This is a genomic window from Glycomyces rhizosphaerae (genome assembly GCF_042647865.1).
In the GTDB taxonomy this organism is placed as follows: domain Bacteria; phylum Actinomycetota; class Actinomycetes; order Mycobacteriales; family Micromonosporaceae; genus Glycomyces; species Glycomyces rhizosphaerae.
In genome coordinates this window covers 22783-46043 of the sequence record NZ_JBHRWO010000021.1, presented here as the reverse complement: position 1 = coordinate 46043, position 23261 = coordinate 22783, and the positions used below count along the sequence as shown (strand labels likewise).

At 70.2% G+C, this 23261-nt stretch carries 25 protein-coding genes; 6 read left to right on the top strand and 19 right to left on the bottom strand.

Annotated elements, in window-relative coordinates; genetic code table 11:
- The first annotated feature begins 70 nt into the window (after positions 1-70).
- Positions 71-1342 carry a hypothetical protein gene (locus ACFO8M_RS20525; protein ID WP_387979025.1) on the top strand — a complete coding sequence of 424 codons (1272 nt, stop codon included), beginning with the start codon at positions 71-73 and terminating at the stop codon, positions 1340-1342.
- A 15-nt stretch (positions 1343-1357) separates the two neighbouring features.
- Entirely contained in the window at positions 1358-2755 is a 1398-nt protein-coding gene (locus ACFO8M_RS20520; RefSeq protein ID WP_387979023.1) for a hypothetical protein, read from the top strand.
- Here ACFO8M_RS20520 and ACFO8M_RS20515 read toward each other — a convergent pair.
- The 9 genes from ACFO8M_RS20515 to ACFO8M_RS20475 all read right to left on the bottom strand — a co-directional run bounded on the left by ACFO8M_RS20515 (position 2752) and on the right by ACFO8M_RS20475 (position 9430).
- Positions 2752-3699, bottom strand: a complete 948-nt coding sequence (locus ACFO8M_RS20515; protein WP_387979021.1) for a hypothetical protein — start codon at positions 3697-3699, stop codon at positions 2752-2754. The genes ACFO8M_RS20520 and ACFO8M_RS20515 overlap by 4 nt on opposite strands.
- Entirely contained in the window at positions 3696-4085 is a 390-nt protein-coding gene (locus tag ACFO8M_RS20510; RefSeq protein WP_387979019.1) for an antibiotic biosynthesis monooxygenase, read from the bottom strand. Before ACFO8M_RS20510 ends, ACFO8M_RS20515 begins: the two co-directional genes overlap by 4 nt.
- Before the next feature lie 10 nt (positions 4086-4095).
- Positions 4096-4479, bottom strand: a complete 384-nt coding sequence (locus ACFO8M_RS20505; protein ID WP_387980766.1) for a Fur family transcriptional regulator — start codon at positions 4477-4479, stop codon at positions 4096-4098.
- Positions 4480-4505: 26 nt separating this feature from the next.
- The gene (locus tag ACFO8M_RS20500) at positions 4506-4820 is read right to left on the bottom strand and encodes an ArsR/SmtB family transcription factor (RefSeq protein WP_387979017.1); all 315 of its coding nucleotides are present in this window, start codon (positions 4818-4820) and stop codon (positions 4506-4508) included.
- Positions 4821-4882: 62 nt separating this feature from the next.
- Entirely contained in the window at positions 4883-5782 is a 900-nt protein-coding gene (locus ACFO8M_RS20495; RefSeq protein ID WP_387979015.1) for a metal ABC transporter permease, read from the bottom strand.
- Positions 5779-6543: a metal ABC transporter ATP-binding protein gene (locus ACFO8M_RS20490; RefSeq protein ID WP_387979014.1), complete on the bottom strand. Its 765-nt coding sequence runs from the start codon at positions 6541-6543 to the stop codon at positions 5779-5781. Before ACFO8M_RS20490 ends, ACFO8M_RS20495 begins: the two co-directional genes overlap by 4 nt.
- A gap of 15 nt (positions 6544-6558) precedes the next feature.
- Positions 6559-7560, bottom strand: a complete 1002-nt coding sequence (locus ACFO8M_RS20485; RefSeq protein ID WP_387979012.1) for a metal ABC transporter solute-binding protein, Zn/Mn family — start codon at positions 7558-7560, stop codon at positions 6559-6561.
- Positions 7561-7691: 131 nt separating this feature from the next.
- Positions 7692-8399 carry a TIGR03943 family putative permease subunit gene (locus ACFO8M_RS20480; RefSeq protein ID WP_387979010.1) on the bottom strand — a complete coding sequence of 236 codons (708 nt, stop codon included), beginning with the start codon at positions 8397-8399 and terminating at the stop codon, positions 7692-7694.
- The gene (locus tag ACFO8M_RS20475) at positions 8396-9430 is read right to left on the bottom strand and encodes a permease (protein WP_387979009.1); all 1035 of its coding nucleotides are present in this window, start codon (positions 9428-9430) and stop codon (positions 8396-8398) included. The genes ACFO8M_RS20480 and ACFO8M_RS20475 overlap by 4 nt, the downstream gene beginning before the upstream one ends.
- Positions 9431-9504: 74 nt before the next feature.
- Between ACFO8M_RS20475 and ACFO8M_RS20470 the strand changes: the two genes are divergently transcribed.
- Positions 9505-10359 (top strand): ion transporter, encoded by an 855-nt coding sequence (locus tag ACFO8M_RS20470; protein ID WP_387979007.1) that lies wholly within the window; start codon positions 9505-9507, stop codon positions 10357-10359.
- Positions 10360-10441: 82 nt separating this feature from the next.
- Here ACFO8M_RS20470 and ACFO8M_RS20465 read toward each other — a convergent pair whose 3' ends face one another.
- Positions 10442-11227, bottom strand: a complete 786-nt coding sequence (locus ACFO8M_RS20465; RefSeq protein WP_387979005.1) for an isoprenyl transferase — start codon at positions 11225-11227, stop codon at positions 10442-10444.
- Positions 11228-11532: 305 nt separating this feature from the next.
- Between ACFO8M_RS20465 and ACFO8M_RS20460 the strand changes: the two genes are divergently transcribed.
- Positions 11533-12288, top strand: a complete 756-nt coding sequence (locus tag ACFO8M_RS20460) for an alpha/beta hydrolase (RefSeq protein ID WP_387979003.1) — start codon at positions 11533-11535, stop codon at positions 12286-12288.
- A gap of 5 nt (positions 12289-12293) precedes the next feature.
- On the opposite strand, the gene recO is transcribed toward ACFO8M_RS20460, so the two are convergent.
- Positions 12294-13046 carry a DNA repair protein RecO gene (gene recO, locus ACFO8M_RS20455; RefSeq protein WP_387979001.1) on the bottom strand — a complete coding sequence of 251 codons (753 nt, stop codon included), beginning with the start codon at positions 13044-13046 and terminating at the stop codon, positions 12294-12296.
- Positions 13047-13122: 76 nt separating this feature from the next.
- On the opposite strand from recO, the gene ACFO8M_RS20450 reads away from it, so the two are divergent.
- A complete protein-coding gene (locus ACFO8M_RS20450) occupies positions 13123-13764 on the top strand; it encodes an MOSC domain-containing protein (RefSeq protein WP_387978999.1) in 642 nt (213 codons plus the stop codon).
- A gap of 90 nt (positions 13765-13854) precedes the next feature.
- Here ACFO8M_RS20450 and ACFO8M_RS20445 read toward each other — a convergent pair whose 3' ends face one another.
- From ACFO8M_RS20445 to ACFO8M_RS20435, 3 genes are all read right to left on the bottom strand, one after another.
- Entirely contained in the window at positions 13855-14304 is a 450-nt protein-coding gene (locus tag ACFO8M_RS20445; protein WP_387978997.1) for a hypothetical protein, read from the bottom strand.
- Positions 14305-14386: 82 nt separating this feature from the next.
- Positions 14387-15076 (bottom strand): endonuclease V, encoded by a 690-nt coding sequence (locus tag ACFO8M_RS20440; protein ID WP_387978995.1) that lies wholly within the window; start codon positions 15074-15076, stop codon positions 14387-14389.
- Between the two features lie 32 nt (positions 15077-15108).
- Positions 15109-15351: a hypothetical protein gene (locus tag ACFO8M_RS20435; RefSeq protein ID WP_387978993.1), complete on the bottom strand. Its 243-nt coding sequence runs from the start codon at positions 15349-15351 to the stop codon at positions 15109-15111.
- 128 nt (positions 15352-15479) lie between these two features.
- Between ACFO8M_RS20435 and ACFO8M_RS20430 the strand changes: the two genes are divergently transcribed.
- Complete coding sequence (locus ACFO8M_RS20430; RefSeq protein WP_387978991.1) at positions 15480-16562, top strand: NAD-dependent epimerase/dehydratase family protein; 1083 nt, start codon at positions 15480-15482, stop codon at positions 16560-16562.
- 56 nt (positions 16563-16618) lie between these two features.
- Here the strand turns inward: ACFO8M_RS20430 and ACFO8M_RS20425 are convergent, their stop codons facing one another.
- The 5 genes from ACFO8M_RS20425 to ACFO8M_RS20405 form a co-directional block, all read right to left on the bottom strand.
- On the bottom strand, positions 16619-17377 hold the full coding sequence (locus ACFO8M_RS20425; RefSeq protein ID WP_387978989.1) for a hypothetical protein: 759 nt from the start codon (positions 17375-17377) through the stop codon (positions 16619-16621).
- A 175-nt stretch (positions 17378-17552) separates the two neighbouring features.
- Complete coding sequence (locus ACFO8M_RS20420; protein WP_387978987.1) at positions 17553-18707, bottom strand: uroporphyrinogen-III synthase; 1155 nt, start codon at positions 18705-18707, stop codon at positions 17553-17555.
- Entirely contained in the window at positions 18707-19048 is a 342-nt protein-coding gene (gene nirD / locus ACFO8M_RS20415; protein WP_387978985.1) for a nitrite reductase small subunit NirD, read from the bottom strand. Before nirD ends, ACFO8M_RS20420 begins: the two co-directional genes overlap by 1 nt.
- Positions 19049-19052: 4 nt before the next feature.
- Complete coding sequence (gene nirB / locus ACFO8M_RS20410) at positions 19053-21545, bottom strand: nitrite reductase large subunit NirB (protein ID WP_387978983.1); 2493 nt, start codon at positions 21543-21545, stop codon at positions 19053-19055.
- On the bottom strand, positions 21542-22963 hold the full coding sequence (locus tag ACFO8M_RS20405; protein WP_387978981.1) for an FAD-dependent oxidoreductase: 1422 nt from the start codon (positions 22961-22963) through the stop codon (positions 21542-21544). Before ACFO8M_RS20405 ends, nirB begins: the two co-directional genes overlap by 4 nt.
- Between the last annotated feature and the right edge of the window lie 298 nt (positions 22964-23261).

Here is a 23261-nt window from a genome sequence, read left to right as displayed (position 1 = left end):
CACCACCCCAATGAGCGACATCCGGTAAGGTGACCGCTACCAAAGCCCCAGAGCAAGAGGAATCCACCCCATGACCATGCCGCCCCCGCCCCCGGACCGCATGCACCTGCAGTACCAGCCCGCCCCGCCGCCACAGCCCGGACCGCAGCAGATGGGGCCGGGCGGCGCGTACGGCCCGATGCGGCAGTCGCCGGCGCAGCCGGTGCCCGGGCAGATGCCACCTCCCGAAATGTCGATGAGCAAACCCGGCACGATCACCGGCATCCAGGTCATCTTGTGGATCTTCTTGGCCGTCAGCGCGATCGGGAACCTGTTCTCGATCATGAGCATGGTCGAGTTCTTCAACCCGTTCTCCTTGGTCGGTCTGGCGTTCGGGGTCTACTCGACCATCCAGTCGCTCGCCAGCGGAGTGCACATCTCGCGCGGCAAGCGCTGGGCGTGGATCTGGTCGCTCATCAGCGCGATCTTGGGGCTCACCCTGAGTCTCACCGGGTTCATCTACGGCGTCATCATGTTCGACACGGGCGGCGACATGATCATCACGGTCACCCTCGCCCTCACCGTCCTCTACGGGACACTCCTGGGCCTCCTGTGCTCCAAGTCGGCCCGGCAGTGGATCCTCATGCACCGCATCCAGAGAGGTGAGGTGCAGGTCCCCGGAATGGGCATGGGCGGGATGCCCGGCATGGCCCAACAGGGCCCGGCCGCCGCGCCCGAGCGTCCCGAGAACCGGCCCATGTCCGCGACCGTCGCCGCGGTCGCGCTCGGCCTCCTCTCGGCCCTGCTGGCGTGGGAGTCGTACCAGATCGTGAGCAACACGCTCGAAGGCATGCGCATGGCCGAGGCGAACGGCTTCGACGGCGGCAGCGGCCTCTACGAGCGGCTCTTCTTCGGAGCGTTCCCCCAGCTCGGGCACATCATGGTCGCTTACCTGGCGTTCCTCTTGTGCGCCGTCCTCACCGCGCTGCTGGTCCTCAAGGGCAAGCTCGGCGGCCGGGTGTTCGGGCTGATCTGGTCCCCGATCGCCGCCGCCGCCATCGGATACGTGGTGTCCTACTTCTACGAGCAGTCCAGCTTCTACCCTCCGGGCATGCCCAATCCGTACCGGATGATCCTGATCCTGAACGGGTCGATGGCAGTCCTGGCGGTCGCCGTCTTCGTGCTCCTGCTGACTCCCGGCGTCCGAGCCTGGACGCCCTCCAATCCCTCGGCCCCGCTGATCATGGTGGTCCCCATGGGACAGCCGCAGCAGCAGGGCCCGTACGGGCAGCAGCAGGGCGGGTATCCGCAGCAGCAACAGCAGGGGTACCAGCAGCAGCCTCCGTACCCGCCCCAGTACTGATCCTCAAGGCAGGCAATGTCTTACAACCAACTCCCGCCGCCCCCGCCCGACCGCGTCGGCGGGCCGTACGGCGGACCGCAGCTCGCCGGGCCGGGCGGCGCGTACGGCCCCGCAGCGACGCCGGTCGGCCAGCCGATCCCCGGTCAGCTGCCGCTCGACCTCGGGATGGCCAAGCCCCGCAGCGTCACCGGGATCCAGACGATCCTGTGGCTCTTCGCGGTGCTGGCCGCCGGGGCGGACCTGTTCTCGGCCCTCAGCATGGCCGAGAGCCTCAATCCGCTGGGCGTCATCAGCCTGATCTACGCGATCTACGCGACGATCCAGGCGGTCGTCACGCCGATCCAGATCACCCGAGGCAAGCGCTGGGCATGGGTCTGGGCGGTCGTGAGCGCCGTCCTCGGTATCGCGATCGCGTTGACCACCACCATGTTCGGCATGAGCGTCATCGAGTACACGACGCTGCCGGTGATCGTCGGCATCGCGATCGGACTGCTCTACACGGTCCTGCTGGTCCTGCTGGTCTCGAAGTCCGCCCGCACGTGGATCCTCATGCACCGCGTCCAACGCGGCGAGGTCCCCGTGCAGGGCACGCCCGGCCCCGGCATGGTCCTCATGGCGCGGCAGGTCGCACCCGAACGGCTGCAGGCGAAACCGGGCTCGGTCACCGTCGTGCAGCTCGCGCTGTGGGTGCTCGCGCTGCTGCCGCTGGTCTGGGTGTGGGTCGGTCTGCGCTGGGCGCAGGTCGACTTCGCGGACGGGCTCGAGAGCTGGGAGACCGCGTCGAGCGCGTTCGACCTGTTCATGGAGACCGACCTCATGCTCCTCGGCGTGCTCGGCGTGGTCGCGTTCGCGGTCATCGGGACGCTGGCGGTCATCTCCGCGGTGAGCTTGCAGCGCGGCCGGTTCTGGACGCGGGTCTACACCCCGATCTGGGTGGGTCTCGCCGCCGTCGCCGGCGCGATGTGGGTGATCGCGGCGAACATCCAGGTGATGGACCTCGACGGCGACCCGAACAAGGACGAGTTGTTCGCGGTGGCCATGACCGCGCTCGTCGCCGGCATCGTCTTCACGGTCCTGGCGTTGATCGCGTTCATCATGGTGTTCCTGCGGGGCGTGCGCTCGTGGGCGCCCGGTGCCCAGATGACGATGGTCTACATGCAGCCGGGCCCGGGCTACGCACCGCAGCAGCCGGTTCAGCAGGCAGGGCAGCCGCTGCCGCAGGCCGGGCCGCAGTACCCGGTGCCGAACCAGGCGCCCGCTCCCCCGGCACCGATGCCCGTCGGGCCGGCGACGCCACCGCCGAACCGCGCTCCCGCGGGGCCGCAGCGGTATCCGCTGGGGCATTGCCCCGTCCACCGGCACCATCAGTGCCAGTGCCCGGTGCCGCAGCAGTTCGCCGGCGGGCGCGGCTAAACGGTGGTGGAGCGCCAGCCGCAGACGCTCGTGTCGAGCGTCTCGGCGGTCTGCTCGACGGCGATGACCAGTTCGATGGCGGTGCCGTCGTCGAATTCGACCGTGACGTTCCCGGTGCTGGGGTTCATCTGCCCGATCTCGGCGCCTTCGGCGTCCCAGGCGTCCCATTCGTTGATGTAGTCCTCGGCGGGGCGCTGCCGGTAGGACTCGCAGAGCATCGCGTAGGCGGTGTCCCAGTCGTCCTCGGCGACCGCGCCGATGAACGCCTCGGCGGTGCCTTCTACCTTGTCGCCGATCGAGTTCGCGAACACGGCGACCGCGACCACGATGGCCACGACGATGGCGATGACGGCCAGGGCGCCGCCGCCGATGCCCAGGCCCAGCTTCAGGCCGAAGTTTCGGGGGTGCCCGGTGGGCGGGGCCGCGAACGGGACCGGCACGCCGGTGGGCGGCGGTGGCGGGGCCGAGGGCGCGGGGGCCGGCTCGACCTCTTTCGTCGTGGGCGGGAGCGCGAGCGTCGTCTCGGTCTCGGCAGTGAGCGCGATCGGCGCACCGGAGTCGGGCGCGACCGGTTCGGCGCCTGAAGGTTCGGGGTCCATGGGGATCGGCGCCGCACCGGGTGCCGGTGGGATCTGCTCGGGGGCGCTCACCTGCGCGAATTCTCCGCTCGCGAACGGGCCGGGCGGGTTCGGCGAGGCAGGCGAGGCGTACTTCGGATCGGCCGGGTCCGCCACGGCTTCGACCGAGGTGTGCGGCTCGGCCTCGACCGCTTCGTCCTGTTTCCGGGACTCCGGTTCAGGGGCCGGCTCGGCGATTTCGGACGGCAGCGGCGGGGTCGGTTCGGCCGGGACCGGTTCGACCGGCACCGCCTGCGGCACGGGCTCGACGGGCGGGGCGGCGTCCCGGTGCTGTTCGGGCTCTTCGGGGTTCGGCCGGTCGCTCATCGGGCGGTCTCCCGGCGGGCGCGGTCCTCGACGGCTCCGGCGGGGTCGGCGGTGCGGTCGGAGTCGGTGCGCTGCGGCTCGCCGCCGGGTGCGCACTCGGCGAGCACCTCGAAGCCGGAGGCCTCGGGAAGGGCGCGGGACAGGAGCGGGGTGGACATCTTCACCTGGAAGTTCGAGAGCGCCCGGCGGTAGGAGCCGACGTCGCTCCATTCGGTCCAGAGCATCCAGGTGGCGTCCTCGCCGTCGCCGAAGGAGTCGAGCGCGCGTCCGAGACCGCCGCGCAGGTATCCCTGGCAGGAGGCCAGCGCGGCGAGCGCGCCCTCGGCGTCGCGAGCGAAGCTTTCCGTCTCGTCTTCGGTTACGGCGAAACGATATACGACCAGCACGGCGCCAACCCTACTTGGAGCATTCGGCGCACAGGCCGTGGAGTTCGAGCGTGTGTCCGACGTCGGTGAAGCCGTGGTCGGCGGCGACCTTGTTGGCCCAGCGCTCGACGGTGGGCCCGGCGACCTCGACGGTCTTGCCGCAGGAACGGCACACGAGGTGGTGGTGGTGCTCTTCGGCGGAGCAGAGGCGGTAGAGGTGGTCGCCGCCGGGCAGGCGCATGACGTCGACGATGTCGGCCTCGGCGAAGGCCTGGAGGGTCCGGTAGACGGTGGTGAGGCCGATCTTGGACCCGGCTTCGCGCAGGATCGCGTGGAGGTCCTGGGCGGAGCGGAAGGCGTCGTCGTGTTCGAGCAGTTCGAGGATCGCGGTCCGTTGCTTGGTGGACCTGGCCATGTTCTCGGCCGGAGGCTTCGTGGCCACTAGCGTTCCTCTCGGGCGTGGTGGACGGCGTCGGTGACGATGTGCGCGATGTGGTCGTCGATGAGCGAATAGGAGATCTCGCGGCCCGACCTGGTGCCGCGCACGATACCCGCTCCCCGGAGGACCCGCAAATGCTGCGAGACGAGGGGTTGGGTGACGCGGAGGGTCTCGACGATCTGGTGCACGTACTTGGGCCCGTCGGCCAGTTCCATCACGATGGCGATCCGCAGGGGCGCGGCGAGCGCGCGCAGCAGCTCCCCGGCCGCCTCGTAGTCGGCTGGGGTGGATTCGGCTAGCTCGGTCTCGGTCCGCACACTGCAAAAATATCGCGTCCCGGCTCCGTTACGGGGCGCAGGTGGCGCGGGTCCCGCTCCGGTCATGTGTTCGGGGCGGGCAGTTCGACTTCGAGCGGCTCGCCTTCGGGCGGGAGGTGGGCTCGCCGGGTGCGGCGGAGGCGGTGGACGACGGCGGCCAGGACGGCCGTGACGACGAACGCGGCGACGCCGATGAGCACGATCGTGGAGCCGGGCGGGACGTCCTTGGCGGCGGAGGCGAGGACGCCGGCGCCGGCGATGAGGAACCCGGCGGCCATCGCGCTGAACATGGTGGCTTTGAAGGAGCGCGTGAACTGCTGGACGGTGACGACGGGGATCACGAGGAGGGCGCTCACGAGGAGGAGGCCGACCGCGCGCATCGAGACCGAGACGGTGACGGCGGTGGTGATCAGGAGCAGCAGGTTGAGCGCGGCGACGGGCAGGCCGGAGACGCGGGCGTACTGTTCGTCGGCGCAGATCGCGGTGAGCCAGGGCCGGAGCACGAGCATGAGGACGGCGACGACGGCGCCGCCGATCGCGATGGTCCAGACCTCGTCCCAGCCGGCGGTGAGGAGCGAGCCGAACAGGTACTGCTGGAGGTTTGCGACGCCTTTGTCGGAGGCGATGCCGGTGAGGTAGACGCCGCCGGCGATGCCGCCGTAGAACATCATGGCGAGGGCGACGTCGCCGGAGGTCTTGGAGTGGCTGCGGAGGATCTCCATGACGATGGAGGCGGCGACGGTGACGGCGAGGGTGGTCCACATGGGGGCGGTGCCGGTGAGGAAGCCGATGGCGACGCCGGTGAGGGCGATGTGGCCGAGGCCGTCTCCGATGAGCGCCAGGCGCTTCTGGACGAGGAAGACGCCGACGGCGGGGGCGCAGAGGCCGACGACGAGCGCGCTGATGAGGGCGCGCTGCATGAACTCGTACTCGAAGTAGCCGAGGATCGTGTCGACGTTCATTTGCCGCCCCAGAAGGGTTCGTCGGCGCTGTCGCCGTTGGCGTGCGGGTGGGCGTGGTCGTGGTGGGGGTCGGCGTGTTCGCCGACGGGGCGCGGGGGCGCGCCGTCATGGACGACCTTGCCGTCGGCGAGGACGACAGCACGGTCGAGGCGGTCGGTGAGCGGGCCGAGTTCGTGGGTGACGAGGAGGACGGCGCAGCCGGCGTCGATCCGGTCGGCGATCACGGTCGCGAGTGCGGCCTGGGTTTCGGCGTCGACGCCGACGGTGGGCTCGTCCATGATGAGCAGTTCGGGCTCGGTGGCGAGGGCGCGGGCGATGAGGACGCGCTGCTGCTGGCCGCCTGAGAGGGTGTCGACGGAGCAGTGGGAGTGGTCGGCCAGGCCGACTTCGGCGAGGCTGCGGGTCACGGCTTCGCGGTCGGCGCGGCGGGGCGGCATGCCGATGAAGCGGTGGGCGAGGCGGCCTTGGGAGACGACTTCGGCGGCGGTGGAGGGGACGCCGGAGGCGGCGCCGGTGCGCTGGGGGACGTAGCCGATGCGCTTCCAGGCGCGGAAGCGCTTCTGCGGGGTGCCGAAGAGTTCGATGGCGCCGCCGGCGAGCGGGACGAGCCCGGCGACGGCCTTGATGAGGGTGGACTTCCCGGAGCCGTTGGCGCCCATGAGGGCTACGGCTTCTCCGGGTTCGACGGCGAGGTCGACGCCGCGGACGACGGCGCGACCGCCGTAGGAGACGGTCGCACCGCTGACGTTGAGAACGGGCATTCCGCTAATGCTGCCTTACGCCGCGCCGAGAGCGGTCTGCAACGTGGCGAGGTTCTCGCGCATCACAGTGAAGTAGTCGGCGTCGGCGTCGAGCTGCTCCTGGGTGAGGCCTTCGATCGGGTTGAGGACGGCGGTCTGGGCGCCGGTCTCGGCCGCGAGCGTGTCGGCGATGTCGGGCGAGACGAGGGTCTCGAAGAAGATCGTGGAGATGCCGTTGGTCTCGACGTATTCGGCGACCTCGGCCATGTGCTGGGAGTCGGGCTCCTGGTCGGGGCTGAGGCCGGAGATGGCGATCTGGGTGAGGCCGTAGCGGTCGGCGAGGTAGCCGAAGGCGGCGTGGGAGGTGACGATGGTGTCGCTGGCGCGGGCGGCCAGGGCGTCGGTGAACTCGGCGTCGAGCGAGGTCAGGTCGGCGTTGAGGGCTTCGGCGCCGGCGGTGTAGTCGGCGGCGTTGACCTCGTCGAGGCCGGCGAGGCCCTCGCCGATGGCGGTGCCGATCTGGCCGTAGCGGATCGGGTCGAGCCAGACGTGGGGGTCGACGCCTTCGAGCTCTTCCTCGTGGCCGTGCTCATCCTCGGTGGCGGTGGCCTCTTCGGTGGCCTCCTCTTCGGCGTGCGCCTCTTCCTCTTCCTCGATGGCCTGGGTGTAGTCGTACTCGCTGGTCTCGACGGCGGTGAGCACGTCGAGGGACTTGTCGGCGGCGTACTCCTCGACGGCGGCGTCGAGCTCGGGGATGAAGCCCTTGAGGTAGACGACGAAGTCGGCCTCTTCGATGGCGGCGATGTCGGAGGGGGCGAGCTCGAGGTCGTGGGGTTCCTGGCCGGCCGGGGTGAGGTTGGTGACGGCGACGTGGTCGCCGCCGACGCGCTCGGTGGCGAAGGTGAGGGGGTAGAAGGCGGTGACGACGCTGATCTCGCCGTCGGCGGCAGGGTCGTCGCTGCCGGATCCGCAGGCGGCGAGGGCGGCGGCCGCGGCGAGTCCGAGGGTGGGCACGAGGATGAATCGGGAACGGCGCATGCTTGAACTCTGCCCAATCATGACAATCATTGTCAACATCTAATATGTGCGGGCTTAAGGTGAGCAACTCGCGCGACCAGCGTAAACACCAGGTCTGCCGCCCGGGAGGCGACGCGCCCGGATGACGGGCATCACTGGTATTCGTTGTCCGGGGTCGGGATCGAGGTGATCGACTCGACCTCGATGTACGGCACCAGCTCGCCGTTGATCTCGTCGCGGCCCTGGCGGGTCGAGTACTCGCCGACGACCTCGACCCATTGGTCCGGTTCCAGATTGGCCGGGACCTCGCCTTCGAAGCCGATCTTCACCGGCCTCGCATCGGCGGCGCAGCAGGCGACGACCATGCGCGCCAGCTGCGGCTCGTCCCCGTCGTAGAGGATGAAGCCGCGCAGCTGGATCCGGTGGCCCTCGAGCGTCGCGCCCTCGTCGAAGATCGCCCGCGAGGCGTAGTCGAGCAGCGTGATCGGCACGGGGTCGACGTCGTCGGGCAGCTCCGGATAGGTCGAGCGGTTCTCCTCGGCGCCGACGACGGTGCCGGTGCGCTCGGCCTCGTAGGACCCGAGCGCGTCCGGGGCCACCAGCAGCATCCCGACCACCGGCGCGAGCAGGAGCCATGCCACTTTGGGTTCGCCGTGCCCGTGCCCGTCGTCCACTTCTTTCTTTGCGCGCCAAGCGTTCCAACCGGTGATCGCGGCGACCGCGACGAGGATGATCCCGGCTGGGACGATGAGCCAGAACGCATAGGGCTTCACGTAGTTGAGGTAGTCGCCCGTGGCGGCGAGGCGGAGCATGCCGCCGCCGACCAGGAGCAGGATGACCGCCTGCGCGTCGCGCCTCAAAGCAGGATCACTCCCATCAGGACACTCGCGGCCACGGCCGCGCAGAACGCGGCGGGCGCGAAGCGGGCCGCGAACCCGCGGCCGAAGGTCCCGGCCTGCATGGCCGCGAGTTTGACGTCGATGAACGGCCCCACCACCATGAACGTCAGCTTCGCGGTGGGCGAGAACTGGGTCAGCGAGGCGGCCACGAACGCGTCCGATTCCGAGCAGATCGAGACCAGGACCGCCAGGACCGCCAGCGCGAGGACCCCGAGCACGGGGTTGTCGGCGATCGGCTGGAGCCAGGTCTCGGGCACGAGGGTGTTGAGGCTCGCGGCGATGGCGGCGCCGATGACGAGGTAGCCGCCCGCGTGGAGGAAGTCGTGGCGGATCGCGGACCAGAACGCGGCCCACTTGCCGTCGTCGTGGTGGTGGTGTTTGGGCAGGTTGAGCCATTCGGTCTTGCCGAGCTTCGCCCAGAGCCAGCCGATCGAGATCGCGGCGACGAGCGAGGCGGCGACGCGGGCGGCGACCATCTCGGGGTTGCCGGGGAAGGCCACGAAGGTCGATACGACGACGATCGGGTTGATCGCGGGTGAGGCGAGCATGAAGGTGAAGGCGGCGGCGGGGGCGACGCCTCGGCGTACGAGGGCTCCGGCGACGGGCACGGAGGCGCATTCGCAGGCGGGCAGGACCGCGCCGCCGACGGCGGCGACGGGGACCGCGAGGGCGGTGCGCTTGGGGACGACCTTGTGGAAGAACCCGGCTGGCACGAACGCGCTGATGGCGGCGGAGAGGACCACGCCGAGGACGAGGAACGGGAACGCCTGCACGCAGACCGCTACGAACCGGGCGGACCAGGCTTGTGCGACGGGGGCGGCGAAGAGCTCGGTGAGGCCGGGCCGGGCGGTGAGGCCGAAGATGAGCAGGAGGGCGAGGGCCTCGATGGAGGTGAGCCTGCGGCGCCTCGGGGGCGCGGGCGCAGCAGAGGTCTCGGCTGCGGGGGGCTCGGTATCGGCGAGGTCGGCGCTCACGCTGCCATTGTGCGGCATGGACGCGAGTGAACGGACGGGTGCCTCAGGCTACCCATCAGTACCTGAGTGTTCTGCTTGATTACTCTGGTGCGGTGCGTGTTCCCTCACTAGGTACCGACCCCAGCCGCGTCCCGGCCGCCTGCCGGGCGCTCTTGGCGAACCCCCGATTCCAGATGCTGTCGATGACAGTGATCCTGGTGAACGCGGCCGCGCTGGGGGCGCTGACGTTCCCGCACGCGCGCGAGGCCGGGGAGGAGTTCCTGCTCTGGGTGGACCACGTGTGCCTGGGGTTCTTCACCCTCGAGGTGCTGGCCGGGATCCTCTCGTTCGGCCGCAAGCCGTTGCGGTATTTCAAGAACGGCTGGAACCTCTTCGACTTCGTGATCGTGTTCGCCTCGTTCATGCCGGGCCTGCGCGAGAACGTGACGATCCTGCGGATGCTGCGGCTGGCGCGGATCGTGCGGATCTTCCGGTCGCTGCCGAGCCTGCGGATCATCCTCGTCGCGGCCGGGAAGGCGCTGCCGAAGTCGGCCGGCGTGTTCGCGCTGACCGGTGTGGTGATGTACCTGTGGGCGATGGTCGGATGGATCGCGTTCAGCGACACCGACGCCGAGCATTTCGGCACGGTGGGCGATGCGCTGCTGAACCTGTTCCAGCTGGTGGCGTTCGACGACATGGGGAACGTCATGCGCGACAGCATGGCCCAGAACCCGTGGACGCTGCCGTACTACGTGGTGTTCATCCTGTTCGGCGCGTTCGTGCTGGTGAACATCCTGCTCGGCGTGGTGCTGACCTCGATGGAGGAGGCGCAGAAGATGGACGACGAGGACGGCCTGGTCTCCGCCGACACGGCGCTGCTGCTGGAGCGGATCGACCGGCTGCAGAACACCGTCGACAAGCTCGCGGCGGACCAGGAGCGGAGCCGGGGCTTCACCCCGTTCCGCTAGGTCGCGGCGGCCGGGTTGGGCTCGGTTCCGCCGCTGTGCTTCCCTTCGGCTCCGCCGCAGTGGCACCGCCTTCTACCTCGACTTACGACGCCACCGGGTTGGGCTCGGCTCCGCCGAAGCGGCGGTCGCGGCTGGCGTAGATCTCGCAGGCGTGCCAGAGGTGGCGGCGGTCGAAGTCGGGCCAGAGGACGTCGAGGTAGACCATCTCGGCGTACGCGGATTGCCACGGCAGGAAGTTCGAGGTCCGCTGCTCCCCCGACGGGCGCAGGAACAGGTCGACGTCGGGCAGGTCCGGGTTGTAGAGGTAGCGGGCGAAGGTCTTCTCGGTGATGCGGTCGGGGTTGAGCTTCCCGGCCTTCACGTCGCGGGCGAGGGCCGCGGCGGCGTCGGCGATCTCGGCGCGGCCGCCGTAGTTCACGCAGAACTGCAGCGTGATCTTGTCGTTGTGCTTCGACATCTCCTCGGCCACTTCGAGTTCGCTGATGACGCTCTTCCACAGCTTCGGGCGGCGCCCGGCCCAGCGGATGCGCACGCCCATGGCGTTCAGCTCGTCACGGCGGCGGTGGATGACGTCGCGGTTGAAGCCCATGAGCCAGCGGACCTCGTCGGGGCTGCGCCGCCAGTTCTCGGTGGAGAACGCGTAGGCCGAGACGGTGGAGATGCCCATCTCGATGGCGCCTTCGATGGTGTCGAAGAGCGAGGCCTCGCCCATGGTGTGGCCCTCGGTGCGCTTGAGGCCGCGCTCCTTGGCCCAGCGGCCGTTGCCGTCCATGACGAGCGCGACGTGCCGGGGAACGAACTCGCGCGGCAGCGCGGGCGGGACCGCACCCGAGGGGTGCGGCTTCGGCGGCTCGTACGTGCGGCTCACAGGACCTCCATGGCGGGCAAGTCGTCGGCGGGACCCGATCTTAATCCGAGGACGAGCGAGGCCCAGAGCACGCCCGCGCGCAAGGGTGCAGCGGACGCGGGTGGTGCGACCGCCGCGCACCGCGGGCGCCGCTGGTGCCACCGCCGCACCCCGTTGCGCGACTCCGGCGGAACTGCCCCGCCGTTCTGTCGGACCCGCCGGGCACTATCGAAAACGGGGGCGATCGCGAACCCGCGCCCCGCTCACCTTCGCCCGCCGCCGCTCGACCGATGGCGTATCCCCATGCCCTCTGTTACGTTCGGGCCGTGGAACCTCTCAACGTCGAGCACGCCGGCCGCACCCTCCGCGGTGTCCTCCACCTCCCCCACCCCAACCCCGCCCCGGCGCCCGCCGTCATCCTCTGCCACGGCCTCGGCGGCAACCGCATCGGCGGCGGCAACGACTTCGTCGTCCTCTCACGACTGCTGTCGGCCCAGGGCTTCGCCTGCTACCGCTTCGACTTCGCCGCATTCGGCGAATCCGACGGCGATCCCCTCGACTTCAGCGTCTCCGATCAGGTCTCCCAGCTCAAAGCCGTAATCGCCGGGCTTGAACGCAACCGCGCCATCGCCCCCGACCGGATCTCCGTGCTCGGCTACAGCATGGGCGCCCTGGTCGCCGTGCTCGCCTCCGGCGACCGGCCGCTGCGGTCCCTCGCGCTCTGGGCCCCCGCCGGCGGGCCGCTCAACCTGCCGTTCTGGGAGGGCGGTCCGTTCCGCGACCAGATCCGCGAGCACGGCCGCGCCGACTACAACGGCGTGGCGTTCGGCGATGCCTTCATCGACGACCTCTACGGCATCGACCAGTTCGCGGCCGCGCGCCGCCACGAAGGACCGGTGCTCTTGGCGGGCGGCACCGAGGACGGGCTGATGCGGGCCGAGCTCATCGACCCCTACCGCGAGGTCTGGGGCGATCGGCTCGAACAGCACTGGATCGAGGGCATGGATCACGGCTTCGGATCGCTGGCGAACCGCGACAGCATGTTCGAGGTCACCGCCGCGTTCCTCTCACGCACCGCGTAACACAGTCAGGCCTGGTGCGGCACGTACTTCAGGGTCTTCAAGGGCCGCTCGGAATGCCACTGGAAGTGCGCGGCGATGAGACCGGCCGCTTCGGAGCGCTGGCGCGCGTCCGCCGCCCTCGCGTTCGCCCAGTCCCCGGCTTCCAACGCCCGCATGAGTTCGAGCGAGGCCGGGGCCGGCACCGTCGCGCCGCCGGGGCGGCAGTCGGCGCACACCGCGCCGCCGGCCGCGACCGCGAAGGCGCGGTGCTCGCCGTCCTTGCCGCAGCTGGCGCACTGGCTGAGCGAAGGGGCCCAACCGGCGGACTTCATGCCGCGCAACAGGTACGAGTCCATGACGAGGACCGCCGGGAGGTCGGTCTCGGCCAGCGCCCGGAACGCGCCGAGCGTGAGCTGGAAGACGTCGAGGTCGGGCTGGTGGTCTTCGGGGACGAGCCGCTCGGCGGCCTCGGCGATGACGCACGCGGCCGTGTAGGAGGGCCAGTCGGAGGCGATCGAGCCGCCGGAGAGGTGCAGGCCTACTGCCTGGGTGACGGTGTGGAGCTCGGAGCGGCCCTCGATGAGCTGGAGGTCGACGTGGCTGAAGGGGGCCAGTCGCGCACCGAACTTGGAGGAGGTGCGGCGCAGGCCCTTGGCCACGGCGCGGTAGCGACCCTTTTGGCGGCCGAGGAACGAGACGATCGTGTCCGCTTCGCCGAGTTTGTAGGTGCGCAGAACCACCGCGTCATCGCGGAACAGCTTCCGAGTGCCAACCCCCACGCCACAAGCGTAACCGGAGGGTCCGACACCACTAATGGGGTTGAGGCCCGGCGGCGGCGCCGATAGGCTCCGGGCGGTGAAGATTCTTTCGGTGAACGTCGGTCGGCCGCGGGAGAACCCGTGGAAGGGCCTCACGGCCACTTATATCGACAAGCGGCCGGTCGCGGGGCCGGTGCGGGTGACCTCGCCCGGGCCCAAGGGCGACGGGACGGTCGGGCTCGCGGGCGACCGGGTCGGGGACGTGGAGCACCATGGCGGCACCGACCAGGCCGTCTATGTCTACGGCAGTGAGGACTACGGGCTTTTCAACGCTCTGGTCGGCCGCGAGTTCGGGCCCGGCGCGTTCGGGGAGAACCTGACGACGACCGGGTACGACGTGAACGAGGCGCTCATCGGCGAGCGGTGGGCCGGGCCCGGCGGGCTGGTGCTGCAGGTGACCGGCGCGCGCGTCCCGTGCGGGACGTTCCGGGGCTGGATCGACGAGCGCGGCTGGCTCAAGACGTTCACGCGCGAGGCGCGTCCGGGCCCGTACCTGCGGGTGGTGGAGCCGGGGCACGTCGAGGCGGGCGCCGAACTCGAGGTGGCGCACCGGCCCGATCACGGCGTCACGGTGGCGATGTTCTTCCGGGCGGCGATGGGCGAGCGGGATCTCGTGGAGACCGTCGCGGCCGTGCCCGATCTGGCGCCGGGCGACGCGGAGTGGCTGCGCAGCCGCTGACCCGACGAGAACGCAACGTGCCCCGGCCTCGCGGCCGGGGCACTGTCGTTTCGAGGCACTGTCGTTTGGAAGCGTTGCGGCGCTGTCGTTTCAGGCGGTCGCGAGTTCGGACTTGCGGAAGTACGCGTTGGCGCCGCGGCTGAACATCAGGCCGGTGGCGAGGAGGACGGCGGCGATGTGGAGGAGCCTGATCACGAAGAAGGCCAAGGCGAACCGGCCGTCGCCGCCGACGGCTCCGATGAGCGATTCGCCGTCGGCGATCTGCATCGCGGAGGGGACGACCATCGCGGCGAGGCCGATGACCGAGAGCAGCGCGAAGAGGCTCAGGCGGGCCCAGCGGCGGCCCCGGGCGAAGAAGCCCACGAGGACGAACGCGCCGATGTAGACGACCGATCGCAGGCCGATGTTCATCCAGACCCCGGCGTCGATGCCGGACTCCATCGCGATCTCGCTGACGGCGAGCACGGTCTCGAGGATCCCGGCGGCGATCGCGGTGATCCACAGCAGGGTGGCGTTCTTGGCGGTTTCCGGTTGTTCCATGCCCGCAACGCTATGACCGGGCGGGAGCGGAATCCATCCTGTGAACGCCCCTCCAAGGGGTGAGGACGGCCCTACCACGTGGTCATTCGGTCGCGGCGAGTCGCCTGCGGCCCAACTGGTCGGCGGCGCGGATCGGTTCGGGGAGGCGGTACTTCGGGGCGAGTTCGAGCACGAGGCCGCGGGCGGTGGCGAGGGTGCTGCGGTGCCCCACCGAGACGTACACGGGCTTGACGCCGTCCTGGGTGCGCAGCGCGCAGCCGACGGTCTCGCCGCTCGCGGTGATCGGGGTCCACGCGCCGCGTTTCGGGCCGGGGGCCTCGACCGGGAGGTGCGGCGGGTTCTTGGCGACGCCGATCGCGGGCGCGTCGAGGACCACGCCGAGATGGCAGGCCAGGCCGAAGCGCCGCGGGTGGGTGAGCCCGTAGCCGTCGCACACGTACAGGTCGGGGGTCACCGCTAGCGCCTCGATCGCCTGGAGCAGCAAGGGAAGCTCGCGGAAGGCGAGGAGGCCGGGGACGTACGGGAAGTCGGAGGCGCCGTGCACGACGGACCGGTCGATCTCGGCGAGGTCGGACCGGCGCATGACGACCGCGGTCGCCACTGCGCTGTCGCTGTCCTTGTCATAAGCGATGTCGAGCCCGGCGATCGTCTCTATCGGACTGTCGTCGTCGGCTTCGACCACGCATCCGGCCAGCTCGGTCTGCATCGCGACCGCCTCGGCTTCGTCACGGGGCAGGCGGGCATAGGCGGCACGGGGATGATCGTCGCTCACGCCGAAAGCCTAACGAAAGCCGCGGGCGGGGATCAGTCGCCGTCGAATTCGTAGAAGGAGCTCTCGCCGCCCTCGTCCGGGGCGTCGTCCGTCTCGACCGCCTCGGTCTCGAAACTGCCGTCGCCTTCGGCTTCGTAGAGGAACTCGTCCACGCCGCCGTCGCCTTCGAGGTCGAAGTCGAGCGGGTCGTCCGCGTCGGGCTCGACGGGGTCGTCAGGGCCGGCTTCGAGCGACGCGAAGAAGGACTCGTCGAAGTCCGCACCGTCGTCGGTCATGCCGCCCCCAGTCTCGCCCCTGTCGTTCCCACCATATTGCGCCCGTGCGCGATCCGCATCCTCTCCGCCCGATCCGCTCAGGGCGAACGGCCCTTGCCAGCCGCCCGGCCAGGGACCATGCTCAGGGCATGAGCACCCAGCGGAAGACCCTCGTCCTCGGCGGGACCGTGTACCTGTCCCAGGCCATCGCCAAGCACGCCGTCGCACGCGGCCACCACGTCACCGTCGCCTCCCGCGGCAGCAGCGGCGAACCGCCGGAAGGGGTCGAGTTCGTGCGACTCGACCGATCCACCGGTGAAGGTCTCGATGCCTTGCGGGGCAAGGAGTTCGACGCCGTCTTCGACGTCGCGCGCCTGCCCGCGCTCATCGGCCCCGTCCTCGACGCGTTGGCGGACAACGCCGGCCACTGGTCGTTCGTCTCAACGATCTCGGTCTACAAGCACTTCGACGTGGTGAGCGACGAACTGCACGAGCCGACCGCCGCCGACTCCACCGACCCGGCCCTCGAGGTTTACGGCGCCAGCAAGATCGCGTGCGAGAACCTCGTGCGGGAACGCCTGGGCGACAAGGCGTTGATCACGCGGCCCGGGCTCATCGTCGGCCCCGGAGACCGCAACGACCGCCTCGGCTACTGGCCGCTGCGCTTCGCCGAGGGAGGCGAGGTGCTCGTTCCCGGCCCGAAGGAGCGACCGGTCCAGTGGATCGACGTCGACGACTACGCCGCCTGGCTGCTGGATGCGGCCGAGGCCCAGGTGTCAGGGACGATGGACGCCATCGGCGCACCGCTCGGGTTCGGGGCGTTCCTCGACGGGATCGCCGACGCGCTCATCGAGCACGGCGTCCTCACCGAGCGCCCGAACCTGACCTGGACGCCGCAGGAGTTCCTGCTCGAGCAGGGCGTCAACCCGTGGGCCGGACCCGACTCGTTCGGCATGTGGGTGCCCACGCCCGACTACGACGGCCACCAGAGCCGGCCGACGGACCAGGCGGTGGCCGCCGGGTTCCGGGCCTCACCGCTCGGCGACACCGTCAAGCGCTGGTGGGACGCGAACGCCGGAGCGCCGCGGCTGAAAGCGGGCCTTTCCCGCAAGAAGGAGGGCGAGGTGCTGGCCGCCTGGCACGACGAGCCGGTGGACGCCGACCTCGCCGAGCTCGATGCGAAGCGCGCGTTCGCGGTCCCGAAGCCGGAGACGCCGGCGTACGACGGATAGCGAAACGGCCCCACCGCGCTGTGCTTCTGCAACACCGCGATGGGGCCGTTCGAGTCCTACGGGGCGGGCGGGCCCTGCCCGTACGGGGGCTGGCCCGGCGGCGGGGGCTGCTGCCCGTACGGCGGCTGGCCCGGCGGCGGAGGCTGCTGCCCGTACGGCGGCTGACCACCGTAAGGCGGCTGGCCCTGGTACGGGCCCATGGGGGCTTCTTCCTTGCGGAAGAACGCGTTCGAGGCCGGGACCGCGAGCAGGATGATGATCAGCAGCGAGCCGACGATGAACATGATGAGCGTGATCCAGTCGAGGGCCGCGACCCAGCCGGGGGTGGCGTCCTCGATCGCCTGCGTCATCTCGTCTTCGTACTCCTGGCCGTTCACCGTGGTCGTCATGGAGCCGACCTGACCGATGAGGCCGCCGATGCCGCAGCACGCGAGCCCGATGCCGGAGAGGATCCAGCTCAGGATGCGCCCGGCCCGGTTGCCCTTGTTCACCAGGAGGCCGAGGATCAGGTAGAAGACCGCGAAGAGGATGTAGACACCCGCGACGGCGGCGAAGGTGACGGTCATCAGCGTGCCGACGTCGTCGGCGGTCAAGCCCGCGTCCGCCATGGCCGGGTCGTTGAGCAGCTCGTCCGTCACGACGTCCTTGACCGAGCCCTGCACCGCGAACATGCTGATGGCGGTGACGAGGAGCAGTGCGGCCGTGAGGAACTGGGTCCACACGACGGCGGTGACCGACCCGGGCTTGGTCTTCGGCCCCGGTCCAGGAGGGGGCGGGGGCGCTTGCGGATACTGCGGCGCCGGCGGGTATGCCATGGCGGCCTCCGATCAATGACTTCTGGGCGGGCGTAACGGTCTCAGGCCCCTCATCGTACGGAGTCGCCGTCGATACCGCCACCCATCCTCAATGGGCGGTCAGCGGCGCGGGAACGCCACGGGGGAACGCTGACGCCGCCTCGCCGGGTTCAGCGAGGCGGCGCGAGCAGCGATATCAGACTTCGAGGTTCAAGCGGTAACCGCGCTTGATGACGGTCTCCACACAGGACCGCAGATGCACGGCGTCGCGCAGGCGCGTCACCGCCATCTCGACGGCGTGCCCGTCCGCGCCGCGCGGCAGGTGGCCGAGGAGCTCGGCGCGCGAGAGGACCTTGCCGTTGGCGGAGGCCAGCGCTCTTATAACGGCCATCGGCGCGGGCGGGAGCTGGAACGGCTGGTCGTCGAGCAGGACCATGTGGCCGCGCAGCTCGATGCTGTGGCCCGTGGCGAGCTGGAGCTTGCGGGAGCGCTTGGGCAGGGCCGAGGCGACGGTGCGCACGAGCGCGCCGAGCCGGGCGCGCTGCGGCTGCACCGATTCGACGCCGAGCCGCGTCAAGGGCGCGGCGGTGATGGGGCCGACCGAGACCGAGAGGACGCCGTTGTCCTCCGCGGAGGCGCGGAACGCCTCCAGCATGTCGGCGGCCTGGTCGCCCGCGATGCGCAGGAGCGCGTTCGCGGCGGGGGCCGACGTGAACGTCACGGCGTCGATCCGGCGGGCGCAGATCGCGTCCACCAGGCGCTGCACGGGCGTGATGTCGGTCGGCAGGGTCCAGCGGTAGACCGGGACGGCGACGGCCGCGCCGCCGCCGTCGCGGACGGTCTGGATGAAGTCCTCGGCCGGGTCGCCGTGGAGCTGGATGGCGACCCGCTGGCCGTTGACACCGTGTTCGCGCAGGTATTTGACGACCTCGTCGCCGGTCTCGCTCGGCGCGGTCCACTCCTCGGTGAGGCCGGCGGCGCGCACCGCGCCGAGGGCCTTGGGGCCGCGGCACAGGATGCGCGCGCGGCCCATCACGGTGAGCAGGTCGTCGCCCATGCCCCAGCCCTCGGCGGCTTCGAGCCAGCCGCGGAAGCCGATCCCGGTCGTCGCCACCACGAGATCGGGCGCCTCGCGGATGAGCTCCACTGTGGCCGCGCGCAGCGCTTCGTCGTCGGGGAGCGGGACGATGCGCAGTGTCGGGGCGACCACCGTGCGGGCGCCGCGGCGCTCCAGGAGGGTCGCCAGCTCGTCGGCGCGCCGCTGCGCGGTGACGGCCACGGTGTAGCCGGTCAGCGGCGCGAGCGCCGCATCGGCTGCGGCTTCACGGGAAGGGGCTTGGGCTGCGACCATCAGGCGCTCGCTTTCACTTCCGAGTTGACGCCGACGCGGACCTCGCCGGAGAGGACCTCGACCGCGAATACCTCCAGCGCCACCGTCTCATCGTCGAGACAGACGCCGGTCTTGAGCGAGAACGCCTGCTTGAGCAGGGGACTGGTGACGATGGGCTCGCCGCCGCGGTCGCCGACCAGGCCCCGGCTCATGACGTTCGCGTCCATGAACGGGTCGAGGTTCGACACGGCGAAGAGGCTGTCGTCGTGGAGCCGGAAGACGGCGACCTGGGTCCCGTCCTCCAGGAGGGCGGCGACGCCGCGGCCGGGGATGATCCGGTCGAATGCGCAGATGGTTTGCATGGCGTTAGTTCCTTTCCGTACCGAGCCTGGAAGGCGTGCCGAGCAGCACCGGCGTCGCATGCGAGCGCTCGGTGGACCCGGCCGGGAACTTCTGGCCGCGGACGGTCTCGAACTCGATCTTCGGGTCCGGGGCCTCCGGGGCGTTCACGAACGACACGAACCGCTGCAGCTTCTCGGGGTCGTCGATGACGCCCTTCCACTCGTCCGCGTAGTTCTCGACGTGCTTCTCCATGAGGGCGTCGAGCTCGGCGCAGATGCCGAGCTTGTCGTCCACGATGACCTCGCGCAGGTAGTCGATGCCGCCTTCGAGGCCCTCGACCCACTTCGAGGTGCGCTGGAGCCGGTCGGCGGTCGAGATGTAGAACATCAGGAACCGGTCGATGGTCCGCACCAGCGTCTCGGTGTCCACGTCGGACAGGAGCAGGTCGGCGTGGCGGGGCGTGAAGCCGCCGTTGCCGCCCACGTACAGGTTCCAGCCGTGCTCGGTGGCGATGACCCCGAAGTCCTTGCCGCGGGCCTCGGCGCATTCGCGCGCGCAGCCGGAGACGGCGGACTTGAGCTTGTGCGGGCTGCGCAGACCGCGGTAGCGCAGTTCCAGGTCGATCGCCATCTTCACCGAGTCCTGGACGCCGTAGCGGCACCAGTCGGTGCCGACGCAGGACTTCACGGTGCGCAGGGCCTTGCCGTAGGCGTGCCCCGACTCGAAGCCGGCGTCCACCAGCTTGCGCCAGATCTTCGGCAGGTCCTCGACGCGCGCACCGAACATGTCGATGCGCTGGCCGCCGGTGATCTTCGTGTAGAGGTCGAACTCCTTCGCCACCTCACCGATGACGATCAGCTTGTCCGGGGTGATCTCGCCGCCGGGGATGCGCGGGACCACCGAGTAGGTGCCGTTGCGCTGCATGTTCGCGAGGAAGTGGTCGTTGGTGTCCTGGAGGGACGCCTGCTCGCCTTCGAGGATGTGCCCGTTGGAGAGGCTCGCGAGGATCGAGGCCACCGTGGGCTTGCACAGGTCGCAGCCGGAGCCGGTGCCGTAGCGGGCGATGAGCTCGGAGAACGTGGTGATGCCGGTGACCTTGACGATGTCGAACAGCTCGGCCCGGGACTGGCCGAAGTGCTCGCACACCGCGTTCGAGACCTCGACGCCGCCTTCCTTCAAGAGCTGCTTGAGCATCGGGACGCACGAGCCGCAGGAGGTGCCGGCCTTCGTGCAGGCCTTCAGCTCGCCGACGTCCTGGCAGCCCTGCTCGTGGATGGCGCCCATGATGTCGCCCTTGGTGACCGCGTTGCACGAGCACACCTGAGCGGCGTCGGGCAGGGTGCCCTCGATCTCGCCGCCGCCGAGGAGGTCGGCCAGCTTGCCGGGGACCTTGCCGCCGACGGAGGCGCGCAGCAGCGGGTACGGCTCGGCGTCGCCGACGAGCATGCCGCCGAGCAGCGTCTGGGCGTCGTCGGAGAGGATCAGCTTCGCGTAGGTGCCGTGCGCCGGGTCCAGGTAGGTGGTGGAGAGCGGGCCCTCCATCGCGCCGAACTGGGCGACGTCGACACCGAGGAGCTTGAGCTTCGTCGACATGTCGGCGCCCGGGAAGGTGGCCTCGCCGCCGGCGAGCCGGTCCGCGACCACTTCGGCCATCGAGTAGCCGGGGGCCACGAGCCCGAAGCACATGCCCTCCATCGCCGCGACCTCGCCGATGGCGTACACGTCGGGATCCGAAGTCTGGCAGCCGAGGTCGGTGATGATGCCGCCGCGCTCGCCCACCTCGATGCCGCATTCGCGGGCGAGCTGGTCGCGGGGGCGCACGCCCGCCGCGAAGATGATCAGGTCGGTGTCGTAGGCGACGCCTTCCCGGTTGGTCTCCATGCGCAGGCGGCCGTCGACCGTCTCGATCTTGGTGCCGCCCGTGCCGCAGTCGACGCCGATGCCGAGCTTCTCGATGTGCTGCTTGAGGATGCCGCCGCCGGCCTCGTCGAGCTGGCGGGCCATGAGCCAAGGGGCGAACTCGACGATCTGGGTCTCAAGGCCCAAGAGCGTCAACGCGTTCGCGGCTTCGAGGCCGAGCAGGCCGCCGCCGATGACGACGCCGTGGCGCTTGCCCTCGGAGTGGGCCTTGATGGCCTCGAGGTCGTCGATGGTCCGGTAGACGAACACGCCATCGAGGTCGGCGCCCTCCATCGGGGGCACGAACGCGTAAGAGCCGGTGGCGAACACGAGCTTGTCGTACGGGTACTCACCGGAGTCGGTGTACACGACCTTGCTGGTCCGGGCGATCGAGACCGCCGGCTCACCGAGCTTCACCTCGACGTTCGGCAGGTCCGAGGCGAGCGAGAGCTCCTCGGCGCTGACACCGTCGAAGAACGCCGACAGGCGCACCCTGTCGTAGGCAGGGCGGGGCTCCTCGCAGAGGACCGTGACTTCCCAGGACGGGTCGCGCTGGGTGACCGCTTCCAGGAACCGGCGGCCGACCATGCCGTCACCGATGACTACCAACTTGCTCATGCTGACACCTCATTCAATTGCTCGGCAGCCTGACCGATTCCAGCGACGGTGCTGTTCAGCCACTTGCACAGACCCGCGACGTCCTCGGCACACGTGCCGCAGCCGGTCGAGGCCTGCGTAGCCTCCGAGAGGGCCTCGGGCGTGCGCGCTCCGTTGAGGAACGCGGAGCCGAGCTCCCCTTTCGTGACGTTGTTGCAACGGCAGACCACGACCTCGTCGGACATGGATGCCGGGGTATCGGGGGCCACCGACACGGACTCGCCGGGGCGGCCCATCAGGAGGGTGCGGCGGTCGTGCGGCACCGGGTCACCGGTGTCGAACAACTGGACCACCTGGCCCACCATGGGGTTGTCGCCGAGCATGACCGCCCCCGCGAGGCGGCCTTCGGCGTCGATCACCAAGCGGGCGTAAGTGCCTCGCGTCGGGTCGGCGAACGAGACGACCTCGTCGCCCTCGACCTCGCCCATGGCGGCCAGCTCGATGCCGGAGGCCTTGAGGCGGGTCACCAGGCGCGAGCCCTCGTAGGCCGCGTCGGGGTTCACTCCGGAGAGGAGGTCCACGACCACGTCCGCCTGCTCCCAGGCGGGACCGACCAGGCCGTAGGGGATGCCGCGGTGCTCGGCGCAGTCGCCGACCGCGAACACGTCAGGGTGGGAGGTGCGGCACTGGTCGTCGATCTTCACGGCCCGGCCGCATTCGATGCCGATCGCGCGGGCGAGGTCGGCGTTGGGGCGGATCCCGCAGGAGACGACCATGAGCTGGCCGGTGACGGTGCGGCCGTCGGCGAGCACCAGCGTGAGGCCGTCGTCGCCGTGGATGACCCGGGTGGTCTGGGCGCTGACGACCGACTGGACGCCGACCTCGGCGTAGGAGTCGGCGAGGACCTTGGCGCCCATGAAGTCGAGCTGGCGGTCCATGAGGTGGCCGGCGGCGTGCACGACGGTGACGTCCATGCCGCGCTTGGCGAGGCCGCGCGCGGACTCGAGGCCGAGCAGGCCGCCGCCGAGCACGATGGCGCTGGCGCGGTTGGCGGCCTCGTCGAGGATCGCGCGGGCGTCCTCGATCGTGCGGAGCACGTAGGCGCCGGTGGGCAGCGGGTCGAGGCCGGGGATCGGCGGGACGAAGGCGTCCGCGCCGGTGGCGAGGACGAGCTTGTCGAAGGCGACGCCGTTGACCGTCTTGTTCTCGAGGTCGACGGTCTCGACGGCTTCGCCGAGGCGCAGTTCGACGTGCTCGGGCGGGACCGGCAGGGCGATCTCGGCCTCGGTCTGCTTGCCCGCGATCATGCTGGAGAGCAGGATGCGGTTGTAAGCGGCCTGGGGTTCGTCTCCGAAAACGGTGACCTCGACGCCGCGCCGCCCGAGTTCGCGGGCGATGCGGGCACCGGCCATGCCGTACCCGACGATGGCGACCTTCACGCGCTGGACCTCCCGGTACTGGACTGACTGCGTAGACGGCGGCGGGATCGCGTCCTGCTATCGGACGAAACCGCCCGCCGCTCGTTGTCGTGGCGACGACGCTGTCAGTCCCCGACTGGCGTCTAGATTCGCCCGGACCTGTTACGCGAGCGAGCGGTGAATGTTTCGCGTGTGCTAAGTAGTCCGCACTCTCCCGCCGCTGAGCCTGGACAGCTCGTGCGCGTCACCCGACTGGGTGTAGCGATTTGACAGCGACGTGACCTACGGTGGATCGCAATGCATTCCACCGGTTTCGCCG